Below are 17,433 nucleotides of genomic sequence, written 5' to 3'. Positions count from 1 at the left end.
TCGGTCTCTGGTTCTCTCTTCAGATTTTCACAGGATTGGAAACTTTAGAAAGGGTACGGACTAACGTTTATTGCATACTTTGCTAATGAGTTTACATATAGAAAAGTTTATGTAATTAAAAGAATAAGCAAAGCATGATGAAATAAATATCGGTCGCTGGTTCTCACTGGATTTTCACAGGATTGGAACATTATGAGAAGGGTACGGACTAACGTTTATTACATACTTTGCTTAAGAAGTTATAGATAAAGTTTTTTCTTAAAGATGTAGAGCACAACATAGAGTGTAACTAATCCTACACGAAGCAACCAGATAGTTAGCTCGGGATTGTTAGATAGCGCTCTTGCTTTTGTTTTGGGGATTTCAGTTTTCATTTTTGGGATTTGGGTATGGGTATGGATAAAAATTATTCGCTAAAAGTACTGCGGGCATTTCATTGAATTCTTATTTCGGAACCAGTCTGCGTACACATCACCGATCTTCCAGGTAAGTCTGAATGTACTGGAGAAATAAGAATCATTTTTTAATGGATTACCTCTTTTCTTACCCGCACGGTAAGGAGTATAAGCCGGATTTGAATTCGGATAAAATGAACTTGGGTTGGCCAGGTATTTAGCATACGTTGCCTGGGTTGGTGTTAAATACTGATCGAACAAAGCCGGATCAATAAATTTATTACTTACATCATCAACATAATCACTTCCAGTTTTGCGATGGATGAGTTCAACAGCAAATGTTACACGTTCTGTAATATCATATTTAATACCTACTCCCATTGGAATAGCATAATTCGTTAAACTGTATTCCGGAATTCCTGTTTCAACCATTCCTTGTCCCTCTAACCGGAGTGGTTTCAGATCGATCCATGATTCATTACCTGCAGGATCTTTATATAAACCTTGTGGTTTAAATTTAAAGACGCCGAAACCAACGATACCATATGGACGGAAACGTGGTAATCCAGATCCGTTCTTTAAGCTTATAAATGCTGTGGGATAAATTTCAAGTGCAGCGTATGCTTCGTATAAAGGTGAGCGGAATGTAAGGTTTCGGTATTTTCTTGAACCTTCCCATGTATCAGCAGGTTGCTTTTGCTTCACCAGTCGATCATCGCCTTCCATTTTACCATAGTTGCCTGACAAACGGAACCCGATCCACTCTGCAGGATAATAAGAAGCAGAAATACCAATGATCGCATTCGTTACCGGCAGGTTATTGTCTTTAGGACCATAGCCTCCTCGTCCACGGTTACCACCAAGGTCGCCAAGGAAACTCATCGGGCCAAAATCTAAACCAATTTCAAAACGGGAATTTGCAGAAGACAATCCAATCTGAGCCTGCAGACTTTGATTACAAAACGTAATAAGCAGTAAAGCGTACAGAATTATGCGCTGTGTACGTTGTTTCATAGAATTGGATATTTGGTTCTTCGTGTATTGGATACAACAAGGCAATATTAGAAAACAAATCTTGAAGTTCAAAATTTTTTCTTTCACTGAATCGGTGGAAACCCTTACTGGCATAGGCTTTTAAGCAGTTTTACTTGTGGTGTTAAGTAAAATTACCTATTAGTTTTCACAATTCCGAATCATTTCTATATGCTCAATATTATCTTCCAGATAAATCTCACTTGTTTGTTTAAAACCAAGTGAATTATAAAATTTCAACAGGTAATATTGGGCCCCAATCTTGATATCAAGTTTTCCAAAAAGCTCTTCACATTGCTTAATTGCAACATTCATTAATTCTCTTCCTGCACCCGTTCCTCTGGCAGCGGGATTTGTAACAACTCTGCCAATTGATGGTTCCTTTTCATACGAAACACCAGCAGGCAACAATCGAACATAGGCCATCAGTTTATTATCCTCATCAACTCCCATCAAATGCCAACCTTTCTGATCTTTATAATCAGCATCCTGGTAAACACAGTTTTGTTCAACAACAAATACTTCATTACGCAACCACATGATGTTGTATAGCTCATATGGCGTTAATGCTTCAAATTTTTTTACGATCCAATTCAGTTTCATTATCGTCCGGGTGTTGGCACAACTGGTAAACTTTCGTTGCCGTTTTCATTTACCGATTGTACAGCGAAAAAATAATTGTCTTTTGAGTAAGGTAATTTCACATAAGTTTCAGTCGTGAAAATTTTCTTTTGCCAAACAGCACTTGTTGTTTCACGCAGCAACACATAAAATCCTTTTACTTTTCCAATAGCAGGTTGCTTCCAATTGATGAGTGAATAGTTTGTAAGGCTTCGTGTTTCAATCTTTACTTCCAATGGCATTGATGGAGCTTTTGCAAGATTGGCCAGTGAAGCAAGATTAATTCCTGTGTTCTTTGCTAAATACACGAAGTCCATAAACTCGGGTAAGTCACCATACTGAATGCCTTTGTCTGTTCGCAGATCCTGATGCTGATGATTGAAGTTTTCATTCATCTCAGTAATACGTACGGCTGCAAATCCTTTTTGGATGAAGGGTGTATGATCACCTCCACGTAAAAAACGATCATTGCGATATACCATTACCACTTCCAGATTATCAACATAACGTTCGCCGATCTCTTTAACATAACGTGCCAACTGTCTCGACTTTCCATCATTCTCCAAACCAAGATTGCGGATGTTTGCAGCAGCTTTATCTAATTCATAAGCCGGCAATCCTTCACTGAACACACGCACTTTTGTATTGTCGATAATGTTTGTTTCATTGCTGTTGTTTGAACCCATGATATCGTTATTCAACACCGCTTCAATGATCCAGTTTTGATCTTTTGCTTTTCCTGCCAAAAAATTTGCACCCAGCAATCCCTGCTCTTCACCGCTTACAGCAACAAAAATGATCGTTGCAGAAAATTCATACTTACTCATGATGCGTGCACACTCAAGTACCGCAGCCACACCACTGGCATCATCATTTGCTCCGGGCGCTTCGCTTGTTGCATTCATTACATCTGTTACACGACTATCTAAATGCCCACTGATCACAAAGATGCGTTGATCGGCAGGATTAGTTCCTTTCAGGATGGCCATTGCATTACCAAGATTCACAGGTTTGCTGATGCGCCGTCCATCGGGCTGCAAGGTTGTTGTGTCAACAAAAGCAGTCATTCTTCCATTTGATTGTTTGGCGAACTCTTTAAACTTTGTAACTACCCATTCACGTGCTGCGCCAATGCCTTGTTTAGGATCAGTAACCGTACTCATGGTATGGCGTGTGCCAAAACTCACCATTTTCAAAATGTAAGCTTTGAGTGAATCCGGAGAAATTGCAGTGACCATCTTTTCAATTTCAGGATCACGTTGAATAGTAGTTTGGGCATTGATTCCTTTTAACACAAACAGGAAAACAAAAACGAAAAACGAAACTTGCTTCATAAAGTGGAGTGATTAATAATTATATTTTTCTTTCCAGAGTTGTTTCAGAAATCTTCTTAACTCCTCCTCTCTTATATTTTTACCCGGCTCATAAAATTTTGTTCCAACGATCTTCTCCGGCAAATACTCCTGCGATGAGAAATTGTTTTCATAACTGTGCGAATACTGATACCCTTTCCCGTAGTCCATGTTCTTCATGAGCTTTGTTGGTGCATTGCGGATATGCAGAGGAACAGACAAATCGCCAAATTGTTTAACGGCGGCCATTGCATTTCCAATAGCAACTGTTGCAGTATTACTTTTTGCACTGGAGGCGAGATAGATGACACACTGTGATAAAATAAGTTGCGACTCAGGATAACCAATTTTATTCACTGCATCAAATGTTGCATTTGCCAGCAATAATGCATTGGGATTTGCATTGCCAATATCTTCACTGGCAAGAATCAATAAACGACGGGCAATAAATTTTACATCTTCGCCACCCTCGATCATTCTTGCCAACCAATACACTGCAGCGTTGGGATCACTGCCACGAATGGATTTGATAAAAGCAGAAATGATATCGTAGTGCTGCTCACCGCTTTTATCATACAACGCCATTTTTTGTTGAACGGTTTGCAATACCAATTCATCTGTTATCAGCATTTCATTGCCTGAGCTATCAGTAACAATTTCTAACAGGTTTAATAATTTCCGTGCATCACCTCCACTTAATCGAATGAGTGCTTCTGTTTCTTTTAACTCGATCTTTTTTTCTCTCAACACAACATCATTCGTAATTGCTTTTTGCAATAATTGAACAAGATCGTTTTCATCCAATGCTTTCAACACAAACACCTGGCAACGGCTGAGCAAGGCACTATTCACTTCAAACGAAGGATTTTCTGTTGTGGCACCAATGAGTGTAATGATTCCTTTTTCAACAGCACCTAACAAAGCGTCCTGCTGACCTTTATTGAAACGATGTATCTCATCAATAAATAAAATGGCTTTTGCTTCCTGCTTCGCCTGTTCAATTACTTCACGCACATCTTTTACACCACTGCTGATAGCACTTAACTGATAATACGTAGCACTTACATTATTCGCAATGATATTTGCTATGGTTGTTTTACCAACGCCGGGAGGCCCCCACAAGATCATACTTGGAATGTTACCACTGGCAATGGCTTTCTGCAGAATACCGCCTTGCCCCGTGAGGTGTTGCTGACCAACAAGGTCGTGCAATTGTTTTGGTCGTAACCGTTCTGCTAATGGAGCCTGCATGCAGGCAAGTTATACCAATTATGGAAATTTAAGAGAGCAGATATGAGAAACGGTATGCCTCTTTTATGGATGATAAAGTTTTAAAAAGGCATCAATTTTATTGAACGCATCATAATAAATCAACGGACTCCAATCGCCATGCCCACCCCCGGGATATAACACATACTGATTAGGCACAGCAACTGCATTCAACTTATCTTTCAAAATAGCCGATTGCGAAGACGACACAACTATATCGTTGCTACCATGCAGGAGTAAAGTTGGTGCACTGCTGCTCACTGCAAAATTAAATGGAGATGATTGTTGGTAAATAACAGGATTGGAAGTTGGTGTAGCACCTGTTACACTGACTAATAATGCAGGCACAAAGGGATTTGGTGGATTGTTATACAGTTGCACCAACTCCGTTGGGCCAAAAAATGAAATAACAGCCTTTACCTTTATTGGCGTTGTGTATTTATAAGCATGCAACAACGCCAAATGTGCTCCGGCACTTGCGCCGATCAATCCAAAGCGATCAGAAATTCTATACTCGTCCCGTTTGCTTAGAATAAATTCAATGGCCGCTTTTACATCTTGTTCTTGGGAAGGAAAAAGATTCTGTCCGTTTGCGGCCAAACGATAACTGATGTTGAAAATGGCATACTTCGGAGAACGGCGTTTTAGTGTATCAACATAAGCATTGAGATCGGCACGGCTGCCTTCCGTCCAGCCGCCACCGTGAATCAAAATAAGTACAGGAGTTTCGGATGTGCTTCTTCCTGAAGGCAGATACACATCCATTGCCTGTTTTGTATCAGTTCCGTATTTCACATTAAGCAATGTTTGTGCGCCATTGGCATCCTTATCTTTTTTCTTACAGGAAAAGAGACTGATAGCTGCAACCAAACAAATGAGAAGAATGCGCATAGGTTTCGTTTGCATAAAGAAACGAAGAAGCGGGAGATGAATTGTGTTAAAAAGAACCATCCACGGGAGTGTCGTTATTTTTCTCCGCAAAAAGGTGAGCATATTGCTTCAGGTAACGAAACGTAAAACTTATATGAACGCCGAGTATAACAGCGTAAAAAAGCAGGAACCAAACCACTGATTTCATAATACGCAACATCAAAGCCGACGATACGGGTGAGTTGGATTGCTGCATATCACTTACCTGCTTAACAGCATCGGAAAGAATTGCGGGGTTCTGCAACACTGCAATTGACTGAAAGATATTCATGATCACAAACACAAGAGCAACGTAAGCATTTACTTTTATCCAGTCACGCAACTTTGGTTGAAGTTGACGTTTACCATCAATCCCATTCAACAGGAACAGGAAACTGGCAATGCTATAGATCACAACTGCCACAATCACAAACACACTAAGCAGCAATGCCGGGTTTGATAATGCAATCAGTAATGCAAACAATGCGGCAATACCGAAGATTGCAGCGATGATTAAAAGGAAATAAGAGAAGATCCGATAGAAAAGCATTCTATTCATTATTATTAATTTCTGAGCCAATTGATTGTATCATATCATCAAGTGATAGCTGTTGCCTTTTTGACAAAAATCGCTTTAACTTAATTTGCCAAATTAATACAAACAAGAGATTAGTCACAATAGTTATGATAATTACTAAAGCAATTTTACCACCAGCTGAACCCTTTTGTTCGGGATTAATAAACTCTTCATAAAATCCAAAGCAAAATATGAAGAGAAGCACTGGAATAAGAGTAAACCAAAATACAATACCGGTAGTGTAGGTTATGTTTACACTTCCCCTTAATGCTTTTTCAGGGAAAAAATTTTTAAGAACATATAAGTTAAGCAAACTAATGAGAACTGAAAATCCGGCAATCAGCAGAAATACAAAGAATTCCCATTGCAGCATGTTAACATACCTTGAATTATTAATTGCATTTCCAACCGTTAAAGCAAGAACCAAAACCCAAATGACAATGTTGACATAATTCGAAACTGAAAATATCTTCCACTTAGGATGTAGCATTTCCATCTTTATTTCAAATCCAGCTTTATCTGCAACTCATCAAACTGCTTTGCAGCGATTTCGCTTGGTGCATCAAGCATTACATCTCTTCCGGAATTATTTTTCGGAAAGGCAATGAAATCACGGATGCTTTCGCTGCCACCCAGGATTGCACAAAGGCGATCGAAACCAAATGCTATCCCACCATGCGGCGGTGCACCATATTCAAACGCACCAAGTAAGAATCCAAACTTGTGTTGTTGTTCTTCTGCATCCATACCCAAAGCGGCAAACATTTTTTCCTGCAGCTCACGTTGATAGATACGGATGGAACCACCACCAATTTCATTTCCATTCAACACCATATCGTATGCATTGGCTTTGATGCCGGCATACGGATGCTCCAGGTATTTGTCAAGATCATCCACTTTCGGACTGTTATTGATCATTGTTTCAATATGCGATGGCTTTGGACTTGTAAACGGATGATGTCTTGCAACCCATCTACCGGCTCCGCCTCCATCCTGGTCTTCCAGTGCAAATTCAAACAATGGGAAGTCGAGCACCCACAATAATTTATAATCATCAGCTTTGCGCAAGCCCAACTTATCGGCCATGTACATCCGCAGATCGCTGATGGCTTTACGTGTGCGTTCTTCTGCACCTGCTAAAATCAAAATCAAATCACCTGCTTTTGCATTGGTTGCTTCAGCAATGGCTTTTAATTTTTCTTCGCCGTAAAATTTATCTACACTGCTTTTATAAGTACCATCTGCATTGCATTTGATGAACACCAACCCCTTCATACCAATTTGTGGACGTTTCACCCACTCCGTTAATTCATCAGTTTGCTTGCGTGTATATTCACTGCAACCGGGAGCTGCAATCGCTACCACTGTTTCAGCTTCATCAAACACTTTAAAATCTGCACCGTCAATCAATGCTGATTGACTTTGTTTTGTTGGAAATGTATGTGCAGGGAATTTGAGGTTGCAGATCTTCATGTCGAAACGAATATCCGGCTTGTCGTTTCCGTATTGCCACATCGCTTCTTCCCAAGTCATGCGTTCAACAGTTTCTGTGTAGTCGATGTTCTTTACATCTTTGAAGATCGATTTGATCATTCCTTCAAACATGTTGAGGATATCTTCCTGTTCAACAAATGCCATTTCACAGTCGATCTGTGTAAACTCCGGTTGCCGATCGGCACGCAGATCTTCGTCACGGAAACATTTCACCACCTGGTAGTAACGATCGTAACCACTCACCATCAACAATTGCTTAAACGTTTGCGGGCTTTGCGGCAATGCATAAAACTGTCCGGGGTTCATACGGCTCGGCACCACAAAATCTCTTGCACCTTCGGGTGTTGATTTAATTAAGAAAGGTGTTTCAATATCCATGAAACCATTACCATGCAGATAATTTCTTGCAGCACGGTTCACCGCATAACGTAATTCAATATTTCGTTTCACTGCATTACGACGCAGATCAAGGAAACGGTATTTCATGCGCAGATCATCGCCACCATCAGTATCGTCCTGAATGGTGAAAGGCGGAACTGCAGATTTATTCAACACCTTAAATTCAGTAATAAGGATTTCAATATCGCCTGTTGCAATGTTTGGATTCTTGTTACTACGTTCGCTAACGGTACCGGTTGCCTGCAATACAAACTCACGACCAAGCGGATTTTCATCCAGCACTTTATTCAGTTCTTCACCAAACAACAACTGTGTAATTCCATAACGGTCACGTAAATCAACAAACGTAATGCTGCCGAACTTACGAACGGTTTGCACCCAGCCAGCCAGGGTTACTGTGTTACCAACATGATTGCTTCTTAATTCGCCACAGGTATGAGAACGATACATAGTAAAGTTTAAAATTGAAAGTTGAAATTGAAAAGTCCAATCCGGACTCTACAGCTTCAACATAAACGGTTTGCTAAGGTGCGCAAAGATAACTACTGAGAGGCAACCATCCGAAGCAGTTTCAGGCTGTTTTTCGTTCTGTTTGATGGCTCAGCTCCTCTTTCAACGCCTCTTCAGTTTGAACAATCACTTTTTCTCTGAATTTTCGGTTCACGAAATACAACAAGTAATACACGAAAAGAATTAATAACCCGATACTGAAAGGAATCAACGACATGTTACGAAGCCCGAACTTTCCTTCGTCCCAACCATAAAACTCACCGATCATCCAGGTACAGTTGGCCGTGATCCAGAATACAACCGCCAGGTTATGTACCAGTTCAGAGAATATTTTTCTTGTTTGCCAAGTAATAATTAATGCCGCCAACATCGTTGGAACAATCATGATCAACGCCGGGATATGAAGATTCAAAGCCCAACATGCATCTTTAATAAGCCAGAAAAGAATATGCAGATTTTCAATACGACGAAACCTTGCAGGAATAGAATAGATCAGATTATTGCTCATGTTTGCTATGCTTTTTGGGAAACCGTAAAAATAAGGAATCGAACGAAGCCTGAGCATTCGAAGGGCGGAGCATTCGAGCTGATGTTGAGATTGACAACAGAAGACTCAACCTTCCTGTCCTTCGAGGGCATATTATGGCGGATAAAAAAGAGGCGAGCAGTTTTACCACTCGCCTCTAACTTTTTCTACTTTTCAATTTAGCTAAACATTTCTCTCACCCGCTCAAAGAAACCCTTCTCTCCTTTTTCAGGTTTGGGTTGAAAATTCTGGCCCTGCTGTAATTTCTCCAATATGGCTTTTTCTTCTGAAGTGAGGTGCTGTGGCGTCCACACATTTACATAAATGAGTTGATCACCTTTTTCATAACTCTGAACAGCAGGGAAACCTTTGCCTTTTAAGCGAAACACTTTCCCACTTTGCGTACCCGGTGGTATTTTGATCTTTGCACGACCATCAATGGTTGGCACTTCGGCCTGAATACCAAATACTGCATCAGGAAATGAGATATGCAGGTCATACGCCACATTCAATCCATCACGGTGCAACTGCGGATGTGCTTCTTCTTCTATCAATACGATCAGATCACCGGGAGCGCCACCACGCTCACCCATATTTCCTTTGCCACTAACATTTAACTGCATTCCTTCCTGTATACCTGCAGGTATTTCGATCGTAATATTTTCTTCGCCATATACACGGCCTTCACCTTTACATGCTGTACACTTGTGTGCGATGGTTGAACCCTCACCATTACAGGTTGGACAAGTTGTAACCGTCTGCATTTGTCCGAGGAACGTATTTTGTACTCGTCTTACCTGACCACTACCACCGCATGTGCCGCAGGTTTGCATGCTGCTTTTATCTTTCGCACCAGTGCCGCCGCAGGTGTTACAGCTAACGTATTTTTTTACTTTGATTGTTTTGCTGGCACCTTTTGCGATCTCTTCATAATTCAATTTTATACGAACACGAAGATTGCTTCCTCTAACACCTCTTGCTCTTCCGCCACCACCGCCTCTGCGTTGACCGCCACCGCCAAAGAAACTCCCAAATACATCGTCGCCGAAAATATCTCCAAACTGGCTGAAGATATCATCCATGTTCATGTTCTGACCACCGCCAAATCCACCACGGCCGTTGCCACTTACACCGGCATGCCCATAACGATCATATTGTGATTTTTTATCAGCATCACTTAATATCTCGTAAGCCTCAGCCGCTTCTTTAAATTTTTCTTCGGCTTCTTTGTTTCCGGGGTTCCGGTCGGGGTGAAACTGCATGGCCACTTTGCGATACGCTTTTTTGATCTCGTCCGCAGAAGCAGTCTTGCTTACCCCGAGTATTTCGTAAAAATCTCTTTTTGTTGACATATATTGCTACTAGCTTTTAGCTGCAAGCTTTTAGTAAAACGCAAACCAGCTTGCAGCTGATGGCTTGCGGCTGGCAGCCTATTTTCCTACAACCACTTTTGCAAAGCGGATGATCTTATCGTTGAGTAAATAACCTTTTTCAATTTCATCAATTACTTTCCCTTTCATGCCTTCCGGTGCAGGAATTTCAGTAATTGCTTCGTGCTTATCGGCATCAAAGTCCTGGCCTTTTGTTTCCATAGCCTTCAGGCCACGGTTTTGTAAGGTGGAACGGAGTTTATGAAACACCAGTTTTACACCTTCATCTACTCCACCATTTTTTGCGAGCTCCGCTTCTGCACGGTCGGTATCATCAAGCACTTCCAGCATTGAAACGATTACCTCTTTCCCTGCAGTTTGCATCTGCTCCACCCTTTCTTTTGCAGTACGTCGACGGAAATTGTCGAATTCAGCCATGAGGTAGAGATATTTTTTCTTCTCTTCCTCCACAGCTTCCTTTAATTTTTCCAGTTCGGTTTCTTCGGCAATTTGCTCATTGAGGTGATTAACGCCTGCAATGTTTTCATCTGTATTAATATTGGCACTGAAAGCAGTATCGTTCAGTTCAGCTGCGTTTTGTTCTGTCATTTCGTTCGTCTTTTCTTCCATAAAAGGTAAAATTGTCGGCAAAGGTAAGCTGGTCAAGAATATTGCCAATGGCTGAATTGGGACAAATTGTCCTGCTACCTCAAAATCTCCCGGATCAAAACAAAAAGGCACCCGTTTCCGGATGCCCAACCTAAACATAAAACAGAAAATTATTCAGCCACTCTAATATTCCATTGCAGTGGTGGAGTTTCCATAAAACCCATGCACACCGCACAGTTTACTTCCCGGGCTTCCTGCACAATTACGGCAGTAAATCTGTCACCAACTTTCAATCCTGCCTTTGCAAAATCGCAATGGTTTTTTACAGTAAATACATTCTTGTATTGCTTTCCTGAAGGATCGGTCCAGTCCATACCCCGTCCTTTCCCATCAGCATCTTCTATCTGTACAATATGGAAGGCTCAGAACGATGCCAGCAATTTTGCTTTAAAACTTCCCTCAGGTGGATACGGTTTGCTGCACGCAGATAATAAAAACAAAGTGACGAATAATAAAAGATGATAAAGTTTCATAAGTCCTTTTATTTGGTTGACCTCTATACAATTGATTTCGTTGCACGAAACTCATTTTTTAAAAATACCTTTGCCGGCTATGACAAAAGTGACGCTCAACAGAAAGATCTCTCAACGTGTAGCAAACGGGCATCCATGGGTTTTTGCAAATGAAGTGAACCGTGTTGATGGAAATGCAGAAGCAGGAGCCATAGTAGATGTGCATACACATGACGATAAGTTTTTAGGCCGGGGTTATATCAATCCAAAATCGCAGATACTCGTTCGTATTCTTACAAGAAAAAAGAATGAAGAGATCAATGATGATTTCTTTTTACGCAAACTGAGCGAAGCGTGGAAGCAACGGCAGCAAATGGGATACATTGAAAATTGCCGTTTGATCTTTGGTGAAGCTGATGGCTTACCACAACTCATCATTGATAAATTCAACGATTATTTCGTTCTACAAACACTGGCGCTCGGTATTGATATGTGGAAGGATGCCATTGTAAAAGCGATCAATCAAATCTTTCAACCAAAAGGCATTTACGAACGCAACGATGTTCCTATCCGTGAGCTGGAAGGCATGGAACAGAAGAAAGGTTTCTTGAGTGAACCATTCGATACCAACATCATCATCAATGAAAACGGATTGCAGTTTCATGTTGATATTGCCAATGGACAAAAGACGGGCTACTTCCTTGATCAACAGGATAACCGCAGGCACATTGAACACATTGTGAAAGATGCAGAAGTGTTAGGCGCATTCACTTACACAGGTACGTTTGAAATTCATGCAGCAAAGTACGGCGCAAAAAGTGTTCACGGCCTTGACATATCAGAAAGTGCTATTGCCATGTGTAATAAAAACGCTGAGCTTAACGGCGTTGCCGACAAATGCAAATTTGAATGTGTGAATGCATTTGATGTTTTAAAGACATGGGTGAAAGAAGATAAGCAGTATGATGTGGTAATGCTTGATCCTCCGTCGTTCAGTAAATCAAGAGCAACCATACAAAAAGCGATCACCGGTTATAAAGAGATCAACCTTCGTGGAATGAAGCTTGTAAAGCCGGGAGGTTTTCTTGTTACATCTTCCTGCACCAATCTTGTGCAGCCCGATCTGTTTTTAGAGATCATTCAAATGGCAGCGAAAGATGCACGCAGACAATTACGCCAGGTTACATTCCAAACACAAAGCTCCGATCACCCGATCATCTGGGGTTGGGAGAATACACATTATTTGAAGTTTTTGATTGTGCAAGTGCTTTGATGAAGTACGAGATACAAAGTTGAAAATATGGGAACGTCGTCAGTTATGTAAACTGACGGCGTTCTTTTTGAAGAAAGGCTATAACCAGTCTGAATAGGTGCAAATTAAAAAAGACTCGTCTGAGCCTTCACAATTATTCAATAAAACAAGATTGAAATTATTTCACGACCTGGAACTTACCACTCTCAACAACTTTACCATTGCGGTCGGTCAACTGGAAGATATAAACACCACGGAAATAATCGTTGAGGTTGACAACAGTACGTGGGGTAAGATTATTGATCTCTAAAACCTTCTTGCCAATAAAGTTGAAGACCTTGAAAGAAAAATCTGCAAGGCGTGTTTCTTTAAACTCAAAATTGATAAAGGAAGAAGCGGGGTTGGGATAAAAACGGACAACCTTAACCACATTTTCAGCGTTTCCAGCGGGTGTTCTGTCCGTCTGGGCGGTTGCTGTGGTTATCAAAAGGATACAGGCGAGTATGGTAAAAATCCGTTTCAACGAAACAAACTTAGTTTTATTATCTGCAATTTACAAGCTTTTTCTCACATTTCTTAAAAAAGAAAGGGCAAACCCTTATTTGATTTGCCCTCTTATTCCACAGACAATGAATCAGTTGAGTGATTCCAGTTTTTTGTTGATGGCCTCAAAATCAGGCACGCCATCTTTCGTTTCAACTAATTCAACGTACTGGATAATACCTTCCTTGTCAACTATAAAAGCACTTCGTTTAGAAACACCTTTCATTTCAAGTATCCAGTTCTCGTACAAGGAATCGTAAGCTGCCGATACTTCTTTATTAAAATCGCTTAGCAAAGGGAAATTATAACCCTGCTCCTCTTTATATCTTTTCAGAGTGAACACAGAATCAACTGAAATACCCAAAACCTCTGCATTGGCATTGTTATACCGGGCAATATCATCCCTTACCGTACAAAGTTCAGCAGTGCAGGTGCTGGAAAATGCCTGTGGGTAAAACAGGATCAACACATTCTTTCCTTTAAAATCGGTGAGACTTACTTTCTTCCTTTCCGTATCAAAGAGCGAAAATTCCGGGGCTTTCTGTCCAATTTGAATAGTCATATGATTTACTTGTTTAAATTTTTATCAATAACAACCACTTTGCAAATTTGTTAAACAAAAAGGGAAGCATTGTAAAAATGCTTCCCTTTTTTAAGTTCAGTTTACTTTTATATATGTAGCAGAACCTGCTCACCCATAGCATCGGTGCCAAGGATCTTCTCTGCCGGCGTTGTTGCATCTGCAATATCTCTTGAACGGAACCCGTCTTTTAATACTTTATCAACAGCACTGATGACCGCTTCTGATTCTTCTTTCATACCAAAAGAAATGTCTAATAATAACGCTGCTGATAAAACAGAAGCTAACGGATTGGCCACACCCTTGCCGGTGATATCATGTGCCGAACCATGAATGGGTTCATATACACCTGTACCATCACCAATAGAAGCACTTGCCAACATTCCCATTGAACCTGCAATTTGTGAAGCTTCATCGGTAAGGATATCACCAAACAGATTGGCAGTTACTACCACATCAAAACGACGAGGATCTTTGATCAGCAACATCGCTGTTGCATCAACAAACTGATGTTCTACTTCTATATCAGGATATTCCAATGCCACTTTCTGCACCACTTCTCTCCACAATCTTGATGTTTCAATTACATTCGCCTTATCAACAGAACATAATTTCTTTTTACGTGTGCGTGCTGCTTCAAATGCTTTGCGAGCAATACGTTCTACTTCGTAACGGCTGTACTCTGCAATATCATAAGCTGTATCGCCATTGTTTTTACGTCCTTTTTCACCGAAGTAAATATCACCGGTCAATTCACGGAAGAATAAAATATCAGCACCTTTTAAAATTTCAGGTTTAATGCTTGATGCACCCAACAACTCATCAAATAATTTAATGGGACGAAGATTGGCATACAATCCAAGCTCTTTACGCATCTTCAACAAGCCTTGCTCAGGACGAACTTTTGCAGAAGGATCGTTATCATATTTGGGATGACCAACGGCACCAAATAAAACTGCATCTGAATTACGCATTTTCTCTAATGACTCATCAGGCAACGGAACACCTGTTGCCTCAATCGCTACGTGACCGATCAATGCTTCATCGTACGTAAATGTGTGACCAAACTTTGCAGCGATCTTATCCAATACTTTTTTACCAACTGCTGTTACTTCCTGTCCGATACCATCGCCCGGAACAATTAAAATGTGTTTTGTTGCCATTCTTGTTATGATTTTTTTTCGTGAGCCGTGAATTGTCAGTCGTCAGTTTAATCCGTCAGGCGAAAGCGTAAGACGATGTTCACTCACTACTCACCACTCACTATTATGTTCAACATTTTTTGTGTTGCCTTGATAGCAGAAACTGTTTGATCGCTGTCAAGACCTCTTGTTTTAAATTCTTTGTTGTTATAACTCCAGGTAATGATTGTTTCGCACAAGGCATCACTCTTACCGCCGGGAGGAATCCGCACAGCATAATCGGTTAACTGTGGTAATTCTCTTTTCTTTTGTCTGTAAATTTTCTTCAATGCATTCATGAATGCATCATACTGACCATCGCCTTGCGCATGTTCTTCAAACGTTTCTCCGTCAATGTTTAAATGAAGTGTAACTGAAGGACGAAGATTCTTCGAATGAGTTAACACATAGTTCTCCACACGCACTTTATCCTGGATAGAATTACTGTCGAGCACATCTGAAAGTATATAAGGAAGATCAGCAGGAGTTACCACTTCTTTCTTATCACCCAACTCAATGATACGTTGCGTTACTTTTTTCAGATCTTCGTCAGCCAACTGAATACCTAACTGTGCAAGATTATTTTCAATGTTTGCTTTACCGCTTGTTTTGCCCAATGCATATTTGCGTTGGCGACCAAAACGCTCCGGCATCAGATCACTGAAATAAAGTTTATTCTTTTTATCACCATCGGCATGAATGCCTGCTGTTTGCGTAAACACATTCTCTCCCACAACAGGTTTGTTTGAAGGAATGCGAACACCTGAAAATGTTTCCACCAACTTGCTTACACCATACAATGATTTTTCTACAACAGACGATTTAATGTTCGGCATAAAATCGTGCATCACTGCAATAGCACTTGCTAATGGCGCATTACCTGCACGTTCGCCCATGCCGTTTACTGTAAGATGCAAACCATGAGCACCTGCTTTCATTGCCTCCAGCACATTGGCTGTTCCGAGATCATAATCATTATGACCATGAAAATCAAAATGCGTATCGGGATAACGTTGTACAATTTCAGAAACAAAATCAAACACTTCAGATGGCGTTAAGATGCCGAGTGTATCAGGCAACATCACACGCTTCACCGGTTGCTTCACAATAAAATCGAGATACTGAAAAACGTATTCTTTTGAATGACGCATTCCATTGCTCCAGTCTTCGAGATATACATTGCTGTCAATGCCTTTCTTTTTTGCAAGTTTGATCACTTCAGCAATTTCAGCAAAGTGTTGCTCAGGTTTTTTCTTAAGCTGATGTGTAAGATGATTAAGCGAACCTTTGGTTAACAGGTTTGCCACTTTTGCACCGGCTTTGATCATCCAGTCAACTGATACCGTTCCATCAACAAACGTGAGCACTTCTACCCTGTTCAACAGATCGTTTGCCTTTGCCCACTTCGTAATTTTTTTCACTGCATCAAATTCTCCTTCCGATACACGGGCAGATGCGATTTCAATACGATCAACTTTTACTTCTGTTAACAGCAGTTGTGCGATCGTTAATTTTTCGGATGCTGAAAAGGATACGCCGCTGGTTTGTTCGCCATCACGCAGTGTGGTATCCATTATTTCAATGTAACGCTTAGTTGGAGGCATATTTGTTTTGGGTAGCTTAGTATAAACTTTTTGATGCAAAAGCATTGATCTCTTCTTTCATCGATTGCAGGTAATCGATATCATCGAAACCATTGATCATGTTATGCTTTTTATAACCGTTGATATCGAATGATTCTTTTTCACCTGTTGCAACAATGCTGATCGTTTGCTCAGGAAGATTTACTTCCAGTTCAGCTTTTGGATCGGCCTCAATTGCTTTGAAAATCTTATCTAAAAATTCAGGACTAACTGTTACAGGTAAGATGCCGATATTAAGTGCATTGCCTTTGAATATGTCAGCAAAGAAGCTGGATACCACGCAACGGAAACCATAATCATAAATAGCCCATGCAGCATGTTCACGACTACTACCGCTGCCAAAGTTTTTACCACCCACTAAAATTTTACCGGAGTAAATAGGATTGTTCAAGACGAAATCCTGTTTCGGTGTTTCGTCGCCGTTATAACGCCAGTCACGGAAAAGATTATCGCCAAAACCTTCACGCTTGGTTGCTTTTAAAAAGCGTGCAGGAATAATTTGATCGGTGTCCACATTCTCGATCGGCATTGGCACCGCTGTGCTTTTGAGGACTGTAAATTTATCGTAGGCCATTTTGATGTATGATTTATGATGTCTGGTTTATGATTTGTTTGATCTTGATTTTTGTAAAACTCTATCGGCTTGAAGACATCCAAAA

19 protein-coding genes are annotated in these 17,433 nt (G+C 40.6%); 1 reads left to right on the top strand and 18 read right to left on the bottom strand.

Going from position 1 to position 17,433, the window contains the following annotated elements:
* Window positions 1-239: 239 nt before the first annotated feature.
* From WG954_RS11360 to WG954_RS11300, 13 genes are all read right to left on the bottom strand, one after another.
* A complete protein-coding gene (locus WG954_RS11360; protein ID WP_340436528.1) occupies window positions 240-374 on the bottom strand; it encodes a hypothetical protein in 135 nt (44 codons plus the stop codon).
* A gap of 39 nt (window positions 375-413) precedes the next feature.
* Window positions 414-1,409 (bottom strand): outer membrane beta-barrel protein, encoded by a 996-nt coding sequence (locus WG954_RS11355; RefSeq protein WP_340436526.1) that lies wholly within the window; start codon window positions 1,407-1,409, stop codon window positions 414-416.
* Window positions 1,410-1,568: 159 nt separating this feature from the next.
* Window positions 1,569-2,030 (bottom strand): GNAT family N-acetyltransferase, encoded by a 462-nt coding sequence (locus WG954_RS11350; RefSeq protein ID WP_340436524.1) that lies wholly within the window; start codon window positions 2,028-2,030, stop codon window positions 1,569-1,571.
* Entirely contained in the window at window positions 2,030-3,382 is a 1,353-nt protein-coding gene (locus WG954_RS11345) for a M20/M25/M40 family metallo-hydrolase (protein WP_340436521.1), read from the bottom strand. Before WG954_RS11345 ends, WG954_RS11350 begins: the two co-directional genes overlap by 1 nt.
* Window positions 3,383-3,394: 12 nt before the next feature.
* Window positions 3,395-4,651, bottom strand: a complete 1,257-nt coding sequence (locus WG954_RS11340; RefSeq protein ID WP_340436518.1) for a replication-associated recombination protein A — start codon at window positions 4,649-4,651, stop codon at window positions 3,395-3,397.
* A 63-nt stretch (window positions 4,652-4,714) separates the two neighbouring features.
* Window positions 4,715-5,560, bottom strand: coding sequence for an alpha/beta hydrolase fold domain-containing protein (locus tag WG954_RS11335; RefSeq protein WP_340436517.1), 846 nt, complete (start codon window positions 5,558-5,560; stop codon window positions 4,715-4,717).
* A 46-nt stretch (window positions 5,561-5,606) separates the two neighbouring features.
* Window positions 5,607-6,137, bottom strand: coding sequence for a hypothetical protein (locus tag WG954_RS11330; RefSeq protein ID WP_340436516.1), 531 nt, complete (start codon window positions 6,135-6,137; stop codon window positions 5,607-5,609).
* Entirely contained in the window at window positions 6,130-6,645 is a 516-nt protein-coding gene (locus WG954_RS11325) for a hypothetical protein (RefSeq protein WP_340436514.1), read from the bottom strand. The genes WG954_RS11330 and WG954_RS11325 overlap by 8 nt, the downstream gene beginning before the upstream one ends.
* An 8-nt stretch (window positions 6,646-6,653) precedes the next feature.
* Complete coding sequence (aspS, locus tag WG954_RS11320) at window positions 6,654-8,498, bottom strand: aspartate--tRNA ligase (RefSeq protein WP_340436513.1); 1,845 nt, start codon at window positions 8,496-8,498, stop codon at window positions 6,654-6,656.
* A gap of 121 nt (window positions 8,499-8,619) precedes the next feature.
* Window positions 8,620-9,066, bottom strand: a complete 447-nt coding sequence (locus WG954_RS11315) for a hypothetical protein (protein ID WP_182805060.1) — start codon at window positions 9,064-9,066, stop codon at window positions 8,620-8,622.
* Between the two features lie 197 nt (window positions 9,067-9,263).
* On the bottom strand, window positions 9,264-10,436 hold the full coding sequence (gene dnaJ / locus WG954_RS11310) for a molecular chaperone DnaJ (RefSeq protein WP_340436512.1): 1,173 nt from the start codon (window positions 10,434-10,436) through the stop codon (window positions 9,264-9,266).
* Between the two features lie 78 nt (window positions 10,437-10,514).
* Window positions 10,515-11,084, bottom strand: coding sequence for a nucleotide exchange factor GrpE (locus WG954_RS11305; RefSeq protein ID WP_340436511.1), 570 nt, complete (start codon window positions 11,082-11,084; stop codon window positions 10,515-10,517).
* A gap of 149 nt (window positions 11,085-11,233) precedes the next feature.
* Window positions 11,234-11,437, bottom strand: coding sequence for a hypothetical protein (locus WG954_RS11300; RefSeq protein WP_340436510.1), 204 nt, complete (start codon window positions 11,435-11,437; stop codon window positions 11,234-11,236).
* A gap of 238 nt (window positions 11,438-11,675) precedes the next feature.
* Between WG954_RS11300 and WG954_RS11295 the strand changes: the two genes are divergently transcribed.
* Window positions 11,676-12,848 carry a class I SAM-dependent rRNA methyltransferase gene (locus WG954_RS11295; RefSeq protein ID WP_340436509.1) on the top strand — a complete coding sequence of 391 codons (1,173 nt, stop codon included), beginning with the start codon at window positions 11,676-11,678 and terminating at the stop codon, window positions 12,846-12,848.
* A gap of 157 nt (window positions 12,849-13,005) precedes the next feature.
* On the opposite strand, the gene WG954_RS11290 is transcribed toward WG954_RS11295, so the two are convergent.
* The 5 genes from WG954_RS11290 to leuD form a co-directional block, all read right to left on the bottom strand.
* Entirely contained in the window at window positions 13,006-13,257 is a 252-nt protein-coding gene (locus WG954_RS11290; RefSeq protein ID WP_340436508.1) for a T9SS type A sorting domain-containing protein, read from the bottom strand.
* A 204-nt stretch (window positions 13,258-13,461) separates the two neighbouring features.
* Window positions 13,462-13,932 (bottom strand): redoxin domain-containing protein, encoded by a 471-nt coding sequence (locus WG954_RS11285; protein ID WP_340436505.1) that lies wholly within the window; start codon window positions 13,930-13,932, stop codon window positions 13,462-13,464.
* A gap of 107 nt (window positions 13,933-14,039) precedes the next feature.
* Window positions 14,040-15,113 (bottom strand): 3-isopropylmalate dehydrogenase, encoded by a 1,074-nt coding sequence (gene leuB / locus WG954_RS11280; protein WP_340436502.1) that lies wholly within the window; start codon window positions 15,111-15,113, stop codon window positions 14,040-14,042.
* Window positions 15,114-15,199: 86 nt separating this feature from the next.
* Entirely contained in the window at window positions 15,200-16,735 is a 1,536-nt protein-coding gene (locus WG954_RS11275) for a hydroxymethylglutaryl-CoA lyase-like TIM-barrel protein (RefSeq protein WP_340436500.1), read from the bottom strand.
* Window positions 16,736-16,751: 16 nt separating this feature from the next.
* Window positions 16,752-17,348 (bottom strand): 3-isopropylmalate dehydratase small subunit, encoded by a 597-nt coding sequence (gene leuD / locus WG954_RS11270; RefSeq protein WP_340436498.1) that lies wholly within the window; start codon window positions 17,346-17,348, stop codon window positions 16,752-16,754.
* Between the last annotated feature and the right edge of the window lie 85 nt (window positions 17,349-17,433).

Origin of the sequence: Lacibacter sp. H375 (assembly GCF_037892425.1) — a bacterium.
Taxonomy (GTDB): Bacteria; Bacteroidota; Bacteroidia; order Chitinophagales; family Chitinophagaceae; genus Lacibacter.
The sequence above is the reverse complement of the archived record's forward strand: the minus strand, read 5'-3'. Positions and strand labels throughout refer to the sequence as shown.

Excerpts from the sequence above, each read along its gene's own strand:
- WG954_RS11360 (WP_340436528.1), bottom strand. The coding sequence starts at position 374 with ATGAAAACTGAAATCCCCAAAACAAAAGCAAGAGCGCTATCTAACAAT.
- WG954_RS11355 (WP_340436526.1), bottom strand. The coding sequence starts at position 1,409 with ATGAAACAACGTACACAGCGCATAATTCTGTACGCTTTACTGCTTATT.
- WG954_RS11350 (WP_340436524.1), bottom strand. The coding sequence starts at position 2,030 with ATGAAACTGAATTGGATCGTAAAAAAATTTGAAGCATTAACGCCATAT.
- WG954_RS11345 (WP_340436521.1), bottom strand. The coding sequence starts at position 3,382 with ATGAAGCAAGTTTCGTTTTTCGTTTTTGTTTTCCTGTTTGTGTTAAAA.
- WG954_RS11340 (WP_340436518.1), bottom strand. The coding sequence starts at position 4,651 with ATGCAGGCTCCATTAGCAGAACGGTTACGACCAAAACAATTGCACGAC.
- WG954_RS11335 (WP_340436517.1), bottom strand. The coding sequence starts at position 5,560 with ATGCGCATTCTTCTCATTTGTTTGGTTGCAGCTATCAGTCTCTTTTCC.
- WG954_RS11330 (WP_340436516.1), bottom strand. The coding sequence starts at position 6,137 with ATGAATAGAATGCTTTTCTATCGGATCTTCTCTTATTTCCTTTTAATC.
- WG954_RS11325 (WP_340436514.1), bottom strand. The coding sequence starts at position 6,645 with ATGCTACATCCTAAGTGGAAGATATTTTCAGTTTCGAATTATGTCAAC.
- aspS (WP_340436513.1), bottom strand. The coding sequence starts at position 8,498 with ATGTATCGTTCTCATACCTGTGGCGAATTAAGAAGCAATCATGTTGGT.
- WG954_RS11315 (WP_182805060.1), bottom strand. The coding sequence starts at position 9,066 with ATGAGCAATAATCTGATCTATTCTATTCCTGCAAGGTTTCGTCGTATT.
- dnaJ (WP_340436512.1), bottom strand. The coding sequence starts at position 10,436 with ATGTCAACAAAAAGAGATTTTTACGAAATACTCGGGGTAAGCAAGACT.
- WG954_RS11305 (WP_340436511.1), bottom strand. The coding sequence starts at position 11,084 with ATGGAAGAAAAGACGAACGAAATGACAGAACAAAACGCAGCTGAACTG.
- WG954_RS11300 (WP_340436510.1), bottom strand. The coding sequence starts at position 11,437 with ATGGACTGGACCGATCCTTCAGGAAAGCAATACAAGAATGTATTTACT.
- WG954_RS11295 (WP_340436509.1), top strand. The coding sequence starts at position 11,676 with ATGACAAAAGTGACGCTCAACAGAAAGATCTCTCAACGTGTAGCAAAC.
- WG954_RS11285 (WP_340436505.1), bottom strand. The coding sequence starts at position 13,932 with ATGACTATTCAAATTGGACAGAAAGCCCCGGAATTTTCGCTCTTTGAT.
- leuB (WP_340436502.1), bottom strand. The coding sequence starts at position 15,113 with ATGGCAACAAAACACATTTTAATTGTTCCGGGCGATGGTATCGGACAG.
- WG954_RS11275 (WP_340436500.1), bottom strand. The coding sequence starts at position 16,735 with ATGCCTCCAACTAAGCGTTACATTGAAATAATGGATACCACACTGCGT.
- leuD (WP_340436498.1), bottom strand. The coding sequence starts at position 17,348 with ATGGCCTACGATAAATTTACAGTCCTCAAAAGCACAGCGGTGCCAATG.